Annotated in this window: 13 protein-coding genes and 2 pseudogenes; 9 read left to right on the top strand and 6 right to left on the bottom strand. The window is 66.3% G+C overall.

Annotated features, from left to right (window positions below):
- Positions 1-12: 12 nt before the first annotated feature.
- Positions 13-696, bottom strand: a complete 684-nt coding sequence (locus SJH88_RS06905) for a hydrocarbon degradation protein (RefSeq protein WP_274754001.1) — start codon at positions 694-696, stop codon at positions 13-15.
- Complete coding sequence (locus SJH88_RS06900) at positions 666-1,133, bottom strand: hypothetical protein (protein ID WP_274754000.1); 468 nt, start codon at positions 1,131-1,133, stop codon at positions 666-668. Before SJH88_RS06900 ends, SJH88_RS06905 begins: the two co-directional genes overlap by 31 nt.
- Before the next feature lie 227 nt (positions 1,134-1,360).
- On the opposite strand from SJH88_RS06900, the gene SJH88_RS06895 reads away from it, so the two are divergent.
- The 9 genes and pseudogenes from SJH88_RS06895 (at position 1,361) to SJH88_RS06855 (ending at position 8,540) form a co-directional block, all read left to right on the top strand.
- Positions 1,361-2,257, top strand: a complete 897-nt coding sequence (locus SJH88_RS06895) for an alpha/beta hydrolase (RefSeq protein ID WP_274753999.1) — start codon at positions 1,361-1,363, stop codon at positions 2,255-2,257.
- Between the two features lie 179 nt (positions 2,258-2,436).
- Positions 2,437-3,588, top strand: a complete 1,152-nt coding sequence (locus tag SJH88_RS06890) for an ABC transporter substrate-binding protein (RefSeq protein ID WP_274754021.1) — start codon at positions 2,437-2,439, stop codon at positions 3,586-3,588.
- Between the two features lie 13 nt (positions 3,589-3,601).
- Positions 3,602-3,916 (top strand): cupin domain-containing protein, encoded by a 315-nt coding sequence (locus SJH88_RS06885; protein WP_274753998.1) that lies wholly within the window; start codon positions 3,602-3,604, stop codon positions 3,914-3,916.
- A gap of 17 nt (positions 3,917-3,933) precedes the next feature.
- Positions 3,934-4,272, top strand: coding sequence for a tRNA-binding protein (locus tag SJH88_RS06880; protein ID WP_042419651.1), 339 nt, complete (start codon positions 3,934-3,936; stop codon positions 4,270-4,272).
- A 26-nt stretch (positions 4,273-4,298) separates the two neighbouring features.
- Positions 4,299-5,204, top strand: coding sequence for a branched-chain amino acid ABC transporter permease (locus SJH88_RS06875; RefSeq protein WP_274753997.1), 906 nt, complete (start codon positions 4,299-4,301; stop codon positions 5,202-5,204).
- A pseudogene (locus SJH88_RS06870) lies at positions 5,201-6,154 on the top strand (branched-chain amino acid ABC transporter permease); the annotation flags it as partial. The gene SJH88_RS06875 and the pseudogene SJH88_RS06870, both read left to right, overlap by 4 nt.
- 85 nt (positions 6,155-6,239) lie before the next feature.
- The gene (locus tag SJH88_RS06865; protein ID WP_045266802.1) at positions 6,240-7,034 is read left to right on the top strand and encodes an ABC transporter ATP-binding protein; all 795 of its coding nucleotides are present in this window, start codon (positions 6,240-6,242) and stop codon (positions 7,032-7,034) included.
- Between the two features lie 17 nt (positions 7,035-7,051).
- A pseudogene (locus SJH88_RS06860) lies at positions 7,052-7,776 on the top strand (ABC transporter ATP-binding protein).
- Between the two features lie 59 nt (positions 7,777-7,835).
- Positions 7,836-8,540, top strand: a complete 705-nt coding sequence (locus SJH88_RS06855; protein WP_274753996.1) for an SDR family oxidoreductase — start codon at positions 7,836-7,838, stop codon at positions 8,538-8,540.
- A gap of 349 nt (positions 8,541-8,889) precedes the next feature.
- Here SJH88_RS06855 and SJH88_RS06850 read toward each other — a convergent pair whose 3' ends face one another.
- The 4 genes from SJH88_RS06850 to SJH88_RS06835 form a co-directional block, all read right to left on the bottom strand.
- On the bottom strand, positions 8,890-9,468 hold the full coding sequence (locus SJH88_RS06850) for a TenA family protein (RefSeq protein WP_274753995.1): 579 nt from the start codon (positions 9,466-9,468) through the stop codon (positions 8,890-8,892).
- Between the two features lie 340 nt (positions 9,469-9,808).
- A complete protein-coding gene (locus SJH88_RS06845; RefSeq protein ID WP_274753994.1) occupies positions 9,809-10,348 on the bottom strand; it encodes a DUF1569 domain-containing protein in 540 nt (179 codons plus the stop codon).
- A gap of 250 nt (positions 10,349-10,598) precedes the next feature.
- Positions 10,599-11,171, bottom strand: coding sequence for a DUF1003 domain-containing protein (locus tag SJH88_RS06840; protein ID WP_274753993.1), 573 nt, complete (start codon positions 11,169-11,171; stop codon positions 10,599-10,601).
- A gap of 204 nt (positions 11,172-11,375) precedes the next feature.
- Complete coding sequence (locus tag SJH88_RS06835; RefSeq protein ID WP_274753992.1) at positions 11,376-12,449, bottom strand: site-specific integrase; 1,074 nt, start codon at positions 12,447-12,449, stop codon at positions 11,376-11,378.
- Positions 12,450-12,518: the final 69 nt, after the last annotated feature.

Raw genomic sequence — 12,518 nt, 5'->3', positions numbered from 1 at the left:
CCACACGCCCCATCATTCAAAGCTGTAGCCCAGCTTCACCCCCACGGCGGTGGCTGAACTCTGGCCAAAATGGGCCATGGGTGTACGCGTGCTGGAGACATCGGTGGCGCCCAGGCGCTGGTAGCTGATCCAGGGCGTGATCTTGACGCGCTCGTGCTGGTAGCTCAGGCCCAGGGTATAGCCCATGCGCCCGCTGCTGGGGCGCAGCGGGGACAGGGGGGTCTTGCCGCTTTTGGGGTCATAGCCCAGCGCCACAAAGCCGGACCACTGCGGACCCAGTTTCTGCGCCAGCCCCAGGGTGTAGGTGGTGGCGTCTTCCAGGTCCGTCAGGCTGCGCCCCTGGGTGGCGGCGGCAAAGGCCTGGGGGCTGAGCTGGAACTGCGACCACTGGCTCCAGCGGATCTGCCCAAACACCAGGGTGCTGGGCGTCAGGCCCGTCTGCAGGTCCAGCGTGAAGCTCTGGGGAGAGTTGGAATCCGTGGTCGTGGTGCCCGCCCGCAGGGTTTCGCGGGTGGTGACGTGGTGTTTGATGGCAGAGTAATAGGTGCCCGCGATGCGCAAGCCGATCTCGGGGCGCTCGTAGCTGAGGCCCAGCAGGTAGCCGGGGCGGGTGCTGGGCGCAAAGTCGACGCGGTAGCCATTGAGCGGGCCAAACGCCAGGCCGTTCAGGGCCACATGGCCTTCGGAGCGCTGCACGCGCAGCCCCCGTGCACGGCCCAGCGCTCGGTCCAGCGGTGGCGCAGCGCGCCCATCAACTCATAGGTGCTGATGCGGGCCTGCGTGCCGCCAAACAAGCGGGAGGACTGGCGGTCGTAGTCAATGTCCAGGCCATAGGGGCGGGTCAGCATGACCAGCACGGAGTTGCGGGCGTCCACATCCTGCTTGTACGCAAAGCCCCATTGCGCAAAGCGGGGCGCCACCTGGCCGGTGGATTGGCCCCACGCGTCCGTGCCCTGGATCTGCGGGCGCGAGGCATAGGCCTCAACGCTCAGGTGCGCGCCTTTTTCAAACAGTGGCGACAGGCTGTGGCTGGTTCTGTCCACGCCGCCGGCGAGGGCGCAGGTGCTCAGCGCCAGGGCTGCACAGGCCATGCCGGCCGGCTTCATTCGCAATGCATTCACCGACGGGGACATGGCGGATATGTAAAACAATGTTTTTAGGAGCGCGCATTGTGCATGGAATCGGCCAGGGTGCAGTGGCGTATGTGAATGCATGGCCTGGACCCCACAGTTGTCGCGTCGGCGTCATGCCGTGGTGGATGGAAGAGGGGCGATGTGCTGGGCCGCCCGCAGCGCACCGTATGCTGCGCATAGCCTGTGTCGGCGGCGTGCACCGCCGCCCAACCCTGTTGGACCCTGCCATGGATGCCACCCCTGCCTATTTCGACCGCCAGTACAACGCCCGCGCCAGCGTGCAGGATGCCGGGGCGCTGATTGCCCGCTATGCCCAGCACAGCCAGGCCGCGTTTGCCTTGCCCGGTGCCGTGCGCCACCAGCGCTATAGCCCCCGGCCCACGGATCTTCTGGATATTTATCTGCCTCCAGCCCAGGCTGAACAAGGGCCAACTGCTCCTGTTTTCATCTACCTGCATGGCGGCTACTGGCGTGCGCTGGGCAGGGACGACTCGGCCTTCATGGCCCCGGCGCTGACCCAGGCCGGCGCCATCGTCGTCGTGCCGGACTACGACCTGGCCCCGGCGGTCAGTCTGGATCACATTGTCGACCAGGTGCGCCAGGCCTTTGCCTGGGTGGTGCGCAACATCGCCATCTATGGCGGCGATGCCCACAACATCTGTGTCTGCGGCAGCTCGGCCGGCGGGCATCTGGTGGGCATGCTGCTGGCCCGCGGCTGGCAGGACGACTACGACCTGTCCGCCAGCGCGGTGCCGGCTGCTGCCTTTCCCTTGAGTGGGCTGTTTGACCTGCAGCCGCTGCTCCACACCCACATCAACGACTGGATGCGGCTGGACGATGCCGCCGCCATGCGCAACAGCCCGCGTTTTGCGCTGCCGGATGCGCGCACGCACGGCCACTGCCAGCTGCGCGTGGCCTGCGGCGAGTTTGAAAGCCGCGAATTCCACCGCCAGTCGCGCGAATACCTGGCCGCCTGGCGCGCGCGCTGCCTGCCCGGGCAGTGGGTGGAGGCGCCGGCCACCAACCATTTCGACCTGCCGCTGCAGCTGGCCGAGCCGGAATCCATCGTTCACCAGACCGCGCTGCAGCTGATGGGGCTGTCAAGCAAGCTTGCACAAAGCTGAGGGCATGTGAGCATGCATGCAACAAGGGCCGGCCATAAGCTGCACAAAACAGAGCAGCCTGTGTAGGCTGTGCGGCGTTGCGCCCGCGCGCCTTCCCACCATCCAGACAGAGAGACAAGCACCATGACCCCAGCCCGCCACCGGTTCCCCTTGGCACCTTCCGCCTTCGCAGCTGCGCCCTGTGCCTGGTCGCCGGCAGCGCCAGCCTGGCGGCCGCTGCGGCCGAGACCATCAAGGTCGGCGTGGCGCTGGACATTTCCGGCCCGTTTGCCGGCCCCGGCGCGGAAATCCGCGACGGCCTGAACCTGGCGGCCAAGCAACTGGGCAACAAGCTGGGCGGGCTGCCGGCCGAATTCCTGCAAGCTGACACCGCCGGCAACCCCGAGACCGCGCGCCAGGTGGCGGACCGCTTCCTCAAGCGCGACAAGGTGGACTTCTTCACCGGCCCCGTGGGCTCCAACGTGGTGCTGGCCGTGGGCCCCAGCGTGTTCGGTGCCAAGGTGCCGTTCCTGTCGGCCAACCCCGGCCCCAGCCAGCTGTCGGGTGCGCAGTGCAATCCCTTCTTCTTCGGCACCAGCTACCAGAACGACGCCATGCACGAGGCCGCCGGCCAGCATGCGGCCAACAAGGGTTACAAGAAGGTGGTGGTGCTGGCCCCGAATTACCCCGCCGGCAAGGACGCGGTCAATGGCTTCAAGCGCGCCTACAAGCAGCCCGTGGCCGACGAGGTCTACACCAAGGTCGGCCAGCTGGACTTTGCCGCCGAGCTGGCCCAGCTGCGCGCCGCCAAGCCCGATGCGGTCTACATCTTCCAGCCCGGGGGCATGGGCATCAACTTCATCAAGCAGTTCATGGGCGCGGGGCTGAACAAGGACATCGTGCTGATCTCCTCGCCCTTCACGGCCGACGAGGACATCATCGCCGCCGTGGGTGAGCCCATGGTCGGCATCTACAACGCCTCGTCCTATGCCCACGACCTGGACAACGCCACCAACAAGCAGTTCGTGGCCGAGTTCCAGAAGGCCTATGGCCGCCTGCCCACGCTGTACGCGGCCTTTGCCTATGACGTGGTGATGAACATCGACGCCGCCGTCAAAAGCCTGAACGGCAAGCTGGACGACCGCGCCGCCGTGGCCAAGGCCATCAAGACGGCCAAGTTCAACTCGGTGCGCGGCCCCGTCAGCTATGGCAACAACCAGTTCCTGGTGCAGGACTACTACCTGCGCCAGGTCGTCAAGACCAAGGACGGCAAGATCACCAACGCCCTGCAACCCGGCAAGCTGTTCACCGCCCACCAGGACAGCTACGCCAGCCAGTGCGGCATGAAGTAAGGCGCAAAAGGGCATGCAGACCATCTCGCCCCGCGACTTCACCGGCCAGCGCGCCTGGGAGTCCTTGCCCATCGCCATGCTGACCGGTACCACCAGCGTGCGCCTGCACTGGACCGACCAGCCGTACCGCTGGCACGTCAACGATGGCCACGAGGTGTTCGTCGTGCTCGACGGCGTGGTGCACATGCACACGCGCCAGCACGGGCAGGAACAGGTGCACCGCCTGCAGGTGGGCGACATCTTTTACGCCGCCCCCGGCGACGAGCACGTGGCCCACCCCCAGGGGGCGGCGCGCGTGTTGGTCGTGGAACGTGAGGGCAGTGTCTGAATGCACCAGGAGCCCCCATGGAACTGATTGGCTGGGACGACTTCACGCGGGTCGAGCTGCGTGTCGGGCGCATCGTGGCGGCCGAGGTCTTTGCGCAGGCGCGCAAGCCCGCCTACCTGCTGCAGGTGGACTTTGGCCCCGAGATCGGCATCCGCAAGTCCAGTGCCCAGATCACCCACCACTACACCCCCCAAGGCCTGATCGGCAAACAGGTCGTGGCCGTGGTGAACTTTCCCAAAAAGCAGATTGGCCCCGTCATGTCGGAATGCCTGGTCACGGGCTTTCACGACGCCGACGGCGGCGTGGTGCTGTGCGTGCCGGACCAGCCCGTGCCGCTGGGCACCAAGCTGCTGTAACCCCCTTAGCGTATGGATGCGGTTTTTTGTTGGAGCAGGCCCTCAACGGCCTGGGATACGGCCTGATGCTGTTCCTGCTGGCCGCCGGGCTGACCCTGGTGTTCGGCATCATGGACACGCTGAACCTGGCCCACGGCGCGCTGTTCATGGCCGGCGGCTATGTGTCGGCCACGGTGCACACGCACACGGGCTCGTTCCTACTGGCGGTGGTGGTGGCCATGGCCGTCACCGTGGCGCTGGCGGCGCTGCTGGAGGCGTCCCTGGTGCGTCGCCTCTACGCACGCGACCACCTGTCCCAGGTGCTGGCCACCTTTGGCGTGGTGCTGGTGGCCGATGACGTGGTCAAGTACCTCTGGGGGCCGTCGCCCATCATGGCCGACACGCCCAGCGCACTGTCCGGTCCGGTGGAGCTGTTCGGCTTTCTGCACTATCCGGCCTACCGCCTGCTGATCCTGGGCGCCGGCCTGGGCGCGGCGCTGGCCCTGTACCTGCTGGTCAACCACACCAGGCTGGGCATGTGGGTGCGGGCTGGGGCCTCCAACCGCGCCATGGCCGAGTGGATGGGCGTGCGCGTGCGCCGGGTGTTTGCCCTGGTGTTCGCCATCAGTGCGGCCCTGGCCGCCCTGGCCGGTGCGCTGGTGGCGCCCATCACCGCCGTGCAGGTGGGTATGGGTGAGAGCATTTTGATCCCCGCCCTGGTGGTCATCGTGATCGGCGGCATCGGCTCGGTGCGTGGCGCGCTGGTTGCCAGCCTGCTGGTCGGCCTGGTCGATACCGCCGGCCGCGCCTTGCTGCCGCCGCTGCTGCGCGAAGTGCTGTCGCCCAGCCTGGCGGCCGACGTGGGCCCCGCCGTGGCCAGCATTGCCATGTACCTGCTGATGGCCGCGGTGCTGGTGTTCAAGCCTTCCGGTCTTTTCCCTGCGCGCGCATGAATTCCGTGTCCAATTCTTCCCAGGCCTTGGCCAACACGTCCGTACCGCCCCTGCTGGCGGCGTCCCTCCATCCCCGCTGGGCCGGTGCGGCCGTGCTGGCCGCCCTGGTGCTGCTGCTGGCGGCTTTCCCGTGGCTGGCCCCGCTGTGGGGGCTGGACTATTACGTGGACCTGGTGCGCCGCATGCTCACCGTCAGCATGGCCGCGCTCAGCCTCAACTTCCTGATCGGCCGCGCCGGGCTGGTGGCCCTGGGCCATGCTGGCTTCGTCGGCGTCGGCGCCTATGCCGTGGTGGCCATGGTGGAGGGCGGCTTTGCCAACGCCTGGCTGATCTGGCTGGTGGCCGCGCTGGCGGGCACGGCCGTGTCCGGCCTGATCGGCCTGGTCGCGCTGCGCACCCGCGGCGTGTACTTTCTGATGATCACCCTGGCGTTTGCGCAGATGCTGTACTACCTGGCCGTGTCGCTGCGCGCCTATGGCGGGGACGATGGCTACACGCTCTACACCCCGCTGGTGCTGCTGCGCCAGGACGATGGCGACGTGCTGGCACAAGGCAATTGGCTGTTTGTCGTTGTCCTGCTTGCGCTGACAGCTATCTTTTTGTGGCTGTCGCGCATGGAGCGTTCGTACTTCGGCCGTGCGCTGGAAGGCATCCGCGACAACGAAACCCGCATGCAGGCCCTGGGCTACCCCACCTTCCGCCTCAAGCTGCTGGCCTTTGCCCTGGCTGGGGGCGTGGCCAGCTTGGCCGGTGCGCTGCTGGCCACGCAGAACGGCTTTGTCAGCCCTTCGCTGATGCACTGGACCCAGTCGGCCCTGCTGATTGTGATGGTGGTGGTGGGCGGCATCGGCCTGCGCTGGGGCGCACCGCTGGGCGTGGTGCTGTGGGGCGCGCTGGAAGAAGTGCTCAAGCACAGCACCGACTACTGGCACGCGCCCATGGGCGTGCTGCTGATTGCCGTGGTGTTCTTGGCGCCCAAGGGGCTGGCGGCGTTCTTTGCCAAAAAAATAGCACCCAGCGCAAGGAGGGCGCGGCATGAGCCTGCTTTCCATCCAAAACCTGGTCAAACGCTTTGGCGCCTTGACCGCCACCGACCATGTCAGCCTGGCGGTCGAGCGCGGCCAGATCCACGCGCTGATCGGCCCCAATGGCGCGGGCAAATCCACGCTGGTGCATTTGATCTCCGGCCTGCTGCCGGCCGACGGCGGCAGCCTGACGCTGGATGGCACCGAACTGATCCACTTGGCCCCGCACCAGCGCGTGGCCGCCGGCCTGGCGCGCTGCTTTCAGATCACCAGCATCTTCCCCCAACTGACGGTGGCCGAGAACCTGCTGCTGGCCGTGCAGGCGCAGGGCCGCAACAGCTTTCGCAGCTTCCATGTACGCGATGACGACCCTGCACTGCTGCAGCAGGCCTGGGCCCTGGCCCAGCGCGTGCAGCTGCAGGCGCGCTGGAACGATGTGGCCGGCACCTTGCCCCATGGCGCCCAGCGCAAGCTGGACGTGGCCCTGGCCATTGCGGCCCAGCCCAAATTGCTGCTGCTGGACGAACCCATGGCCGGCATGGGGCCGGTGGAATCCAGCGAGATGGTGGCGCTGATCCAGCAGCTGCGCGCCAGCTCGCCCGACATGGCCATCCTGCTGATCGAGCACGACATGGACGCCGTGTTCCAGCTGGCCGACTGCATCACCGTGCTGGTCTACGGCAAGGTGCTGGCCCAGGGCAGCGCCGCCCAGATCCAGGCCGACCCGCGCGTGCAGGCCGTGTACCTGGGGCAGGAAGACGAGGTCGACGCCAGCCTTTCAGAATCCCAGGAGGGCGCAGCATGAGCCATTCCAACACCCCCTTGCTCGAAGTGCGCGGCATCGAAGCCGGCTACGGTGCCAGCCAAGTGCTGTTTGGCGTGAGCTTGACGATTGAACCGCACCAGGTCGTCAGCCTCATGGGCCGCAACGGCATGGGCAAATCCACCACCATCAAATGCATCACCGGCGCGCTGCCCGTGCGCAAGGGGCAGATCCTGTTCGAGGGGCGTGACATCACCAACCTGCCCGCCGATGTGATTGCGCGCCTGGGCATCGCCATCGTGCCGGAAGGGCGGCAGTGCTTCCCCAACCTGACGGTGCGCGAGCATCTGGTGGCCTTTGCGCGCCCGCCTGCTCAGCCTCAAAAAGAAGAGCTGGCTGCGCAGGCTACGCCTTGGGATTGGCCAAAATCTATGCACTGTTCCCGCGCCTCAAGGAGCGTGAGCACCATATGGGCAACCAGCTTTCCGGTGGCGAGCAGCAGATGCTGGCGATTGGGCGGGCACTATCGACCAATCCCAAGCTTTTGATTCTGGACGAGGCCACCGAGGGCCTGGCGCCGGTGATTCGGGAGGAGATTTGGAAGTGCCTGGCGCAGCTCAAAACGGAGGGGCAGGCCATTTTGGTGGTGGACAAGTATGTGAACCGCCTTTTGGAGATTGCCGGTCTGCATTGCGTGTTGGGTCGCGGTCAAGCGGTTTGGCAGGGCAACTCAGTGCGGATGCTCGCAGAAAAATCCACCATGTCCGAGCATCTGGGATTTTGAAAGAATCACCGTCTTTGCTTTGATAGCAAAGCGTCAATTGCTACGAAAATAAATAGCTTATGAACGTACAGAAAACCGCCATCATCATCGCCGGAGGCTCCGGCATGGGCGCCGCCGCTGCCCGCAAATTCGCCGCTGACGGTTACCACGTCGGCATTCTTTCTTCGTCCGGCAAGGGCGAAGCGCTGGCCCAGGAACTGGGCGGCGTCGGTGTGACCGGTACCAACCAAAGCCAGGCCGATATCCAGCAACTGGTCGATCAAGTCATAGAGCGCTGGGGCCGGGTCGATGTGCTGGTCAATTCCGCAGGCAAAGGCCCGCGTGCGCCGGTGCTGGAATTGACCGATGCCGACTGGCACGCCGGCATGGATGCCTATTTGCTGAACGTGGTGCGCGCGGCGCGTTGTGTGACGCCCCTCATGGTGCAGCAGGGGGGCGGGGCCATCATCAATATCTCCACGGCCTGGGCGTTTGAGCCGGTGGATTTGTTCCCCACCTCGGCCGTGGCCCGCGCCGGGCTGGCCAGTTTTACCAAGCTGTTTGTGGACGAGTACGCCCGCCACAACGTGCGCATGAACAATGTGCTGCCCGGCTGGATCAACAGCCTGCCCGAAAAGGACGAGCGCCGCGCGGCCGTGCCCATGCAGCGCTATGGCACGGTGGAAGAGATTGCGGGGACGATCGCCTTCCTGGCCAGCGATGCCGGGGCCTATATCAACGGCCAGAACATCCGCGTGGATGGCGGGCTGATGCGTTCGGTGTAAACGCCGGGGCGGTGAAGGATGCCCGTGGCCTGCGCAGGGCCACGGGGTGTGCACCGTACCGTACACAGGCTGGGCCCGGTCCTGCGGTGCGGCGATGCAGGGCAAGCAGCTTGTGGCTCCCGCACATTCGGCAGCTGTGCCGCTGACCTGGGGCCGTCGGCGGTCAGGTCTAAACCACGCCGGGTTGTGGGAGCGCACCAGGCCAGCTTTCACAGTGTTTTAGCCATCTAGCCCAATCCAATCAACAGCAACCCGCTATATTTTTAGATGGCCAAGCACTGCCCTCCGACGCAGAGGCCAGCGGCCTAGCGGCGGTATCAGGCGTAGACGTGGTCAAAGAACTGGCGCTCTAGCTGCACGGCGCGCTGGAAGTAGCGGGTGGCTTCGGCCCGGGCTCGGGGCTTAGCGTGGGGCCCACGCGGTCCAGCTCACCGCGCAGCCAGGCGACAAAGCTGCGGAAGAAGTCGTTGGCGTGCAGGGTGATCCATTCCGCATGCTCAAAGCGCGCGGGCAGGGGCAGGTGTTTTTTGGCGGGCTGGTCGGCCCAGTCCAGGTACAGCCCCTCGGCCACGGCCAGCACGGCGATGCAGTTGGCGTAGTTCAGGCTTTGCGCGGCCTCGTGCATCAGCTGCTGGAAGGCCTGGGTGGGCGCGGTCAACGCGGGCTGCAGGCGGTCGGCCGACGGCACGCCCAGCACGTCAAAGCTGCGCAGGAAATAGGTGTTCTCGTCGCTGGTGATCATGGCCGCGAACTGCGACAGGGTGACGCGCGGGGCAAACACGTCGGCACTGGCAATGGCCGCGCCCAGCAGGGCGACAAAGCGGTTGATGAACTGGTAGTCCTGCACCAGATAGCGGCGCAGCACCTCGTCGCTGAGGCTGCCATCAAGATTTCGTCCACAAAACGGTGCTGGATGCAGGCGTTCCAATCCTCCCAGCACGACTGGCGGAGTTGCTCGGCAAAACCCAGGCTGGCGTCGGTGGCGGAGAGGGGGGCAACGGTGGCGGTGGACATGGGCGGGCTCCTGGGTGTTCCGGTTCAAAGCAAGGGGGTATTGTGACCCGCGGCCACGGCCTTGCCGCCCACCACGTGCGGGGTGTGCCAGGTGCGGGCGCTGGGGATGGTGGGGCGGGGGCGTGGAAAGCGGACAGGGTGCCGACGGCATGCGGCAAGCCGCTCACGGTGAGGCGATCATGCGGGACCATGCCGCCAGCCGTGCGGTGTCACGCGGCAGCCAGGGCGGTAGTGGGCATCTGCCTCCCGCACCGTCACTCCGCTGCCGGGATCTGGAAGGCCGCAAAGTGGTTGGCCAGGTGCATGGCGTGGGCCTGCTCGTACTCGGCATGCGTGAGTGCGCCATACGCAAAGTGCGGCTGCAGCGGCCCGCGCCACTGCAGAAACTGCCCGCAGGCCGTCAGCAGGTGCACGCTGGCGGCGGCCAGCGGGGTACCGGCCGCCAGGGCCGGGCTGCCAGGGATGGGCGCGGTCAGGTCGTGCCGCATCTGGCCGCGCCAGGCAAACAGCTGGAACGCGGGGCGGCCCGCCAGCCGCTGGAACAGCGCGGATTGCTGCGTGGGGTAGCCGGTCATGGAGTACTCGACGCTTTGCGCCAGGTGTTCCAGGGTCTGGGCCCAGCCCCAGGCGGTCTGGGATTGCAGCGCCGGCGCGGCCCCCAGGCGGCGCATTTCGTCCAGCGCGGCGGGCAGGCCGGGCAGGCGCAGATCGCGCAACCGCGGGCCGCAGCCCAGCAAAGGCGCGGTGCCCAGTGCGGCACCGCTGGCCAGAAAAGCTCGGCGGGAATGGGGCATGGCGGTGTGGACTCCCTCTTGTCTATATAGATAGTCAGCCTGCTTTTATGCCCAGCGCGCCCGCGTTTGCCCAGAGGGCATGTGCTAGGGCCAGGCCACAGTGCAATCGTTGGGGTGCGCGCGGCTGATGGCCTGCGGTGCTGCCGTTGCCGGGGAGGGGGCGGGTGCTGCAGCGCAGTGCCTGGGCGGTGCGGCCATGGGGCCACGCGGTCGTGTGTCGGAGGGTTGTGGGGCGCTGTGTGCCTGGTGCTCAGCCCACAGGCGGTGGGGTGTGGGGGCGCTGGGCCACAAGGTCGGCCAGCAAATGCAGCTGTTCGCGCTGCAGCGCAATCAGCTCGGTCCACTGGTTTTTCTGCAACTGGTCAATCTTGTCGTGCAGCATCATGATTTCCAGCTCGGCCTTGAGGTTGACCTCGTAGTCGTGCTCGCTGCGCACGCGGTCCTTGTCGGCCTGGCGGTTTTGCGACATCAGGATGATGGGCGCCTGGATGGCCGCCAGCATGGACAGCACCAGATTCAGTAGGATGTAGGGGTAGGGGTCGAAGGTGTGGCCCTGCCAGGCCAGCAGCACGGCATTCATGCTGACCCAGACCAGCATGGTCAGCCCGAACAGCAGCACAAACGTCCACGAACCGCCAAATCCGGCGACGGCATCGGCCGCGCGCTGCCCCAGCGTGCCCTGGCCGCGTTCCAACTCCTGGCCAAGGTTGCGCGAGATGTGGCGGCGGTGGGTGATGTGCTCGGCCACCTTGCGCGCGCGTTCATCCAGCGCGTCCAGCGCTGCGGGGTGCTGGGTGGGAGAGGCAGGTTCTGGGTGGTGCATGGCGGCTCCTCACATCGAAGACAGAATCGCACCCAGTATGGCCGCACCGGGCGTAGCGCGAAAGCCGTCGGCCTCCGTGTTCACTGCATCATGCAGACGATGGCTTAGGCCGTTGCGCGGTGTATGCCAGCTGCAGCAGATGACAGGCGCTGCTGTGGCGCAGGGTGGCTGCGCTGGTCTGGCATACAGCACCCGGGTGGTCGATCAATCCTCGTCCATCAAATGCGCCGCCTGGTTGTGGATGACGGATTCCGCCCGGAAGTAGCCCAGCACCGTGGCCACGCTCTGGTGGCCGGTCAAGGCCATGGTTTCGGCCAGGGGCACGTTGCGCTTGCCGGCTTCGGTCACAAATCCGGACCGCAGGGAGTGCGCGGAAAAATCGCCTTCGATCCCGGCCAGCGCACAGCGCTCCTTGACGATGGCGCGCACGGCGGCGGCCTGCAAGGGCTCGCCCAGGTGGCCGCCCTTGCGGATGCGCCGGAAGATGGCGCCTTCGCGGATGCCGCTGGCGGCCAGCCAGGCGGCCAGGGCCTGGCCAGCGGTCCCCAGCACGGGCTTGCTGTTGTCGGGCAGGTCGGCACCACTCTGGTTGGTTTTGGAAAACGCCAGTTCATACAGGTATTGACCAGGGCCAATGCACTTGAGGTACTGCATGTCGGCATTGCTGACCTCGGAGCGCCGACGGCCACCGCTGCTCCAGGCAAACAGCAGCAGGGCACGGTCGCGCAGGCCGCGCAGGCTGTCGTCGCAGGTGGCCAGCAATTGCTGCAGCACGTCCTTGGTGATGGCGGCTTTCTTCTGCGCGCGTTCCCCGCGCTTGGCGTAGGCCTTGCGCGTGCGCGAGAGCAGTTCGCGCACTTTTTCATCGTGGCAAGGGTTGGGCAGCCCCCGGTTCTGGTGCGCCTTCGACATGACCGCCACACGGTGCACCAGGGTGTTGTGGCTGGGGGCACCCAGCCTGGCCTTGCAACCCGATTGCACCAGTGCCGCATCGATGGAGGGGGGCAGCTCGCAGCGCAGGCCATAAGGCGTGCTGCGCTGGGCATGGTCGGCAATGAACAGCAGCACGGTGTCAACCGGCAGGGGCAGGGCAATCGCCTGACCCAGCCGGAACTGGTGCCAGCCGGCCCAATAACGCATGGCGCTCTGGTAACTGCGCACCGTGTTCTCGGCTTCTCCCTCGCGCAGCAGCTCCCGCAGTGCGTGCAGGGTGCTGTCGCTGAGCTGGACAACGGCAGAGGCGGGCTGTGCCAAGGAAAGTGCGCGGAAGTCGGTCATCTGTTGTATTTCTTCTGTTGTATGTATCAAATAATATGTATTACATGTGATGTTGTATAATAATATTCA

The organism is Comamonas sp. GCA5 (assembly GCF_036541385.1).
In the GTDB taxonomy this organism is placed as follows: Bacteria; Pseudomonadota; Gammaproteobacteria; order Burkholderiales; family Burkholderiaceae_C; genus Comamonas; species Comamonas aquatica.
The sequence above is the reverse complement of the archived record's forward strand: the minus strand, read 5'-3'. Positions and strand labels throughout refer to the sequence as shown.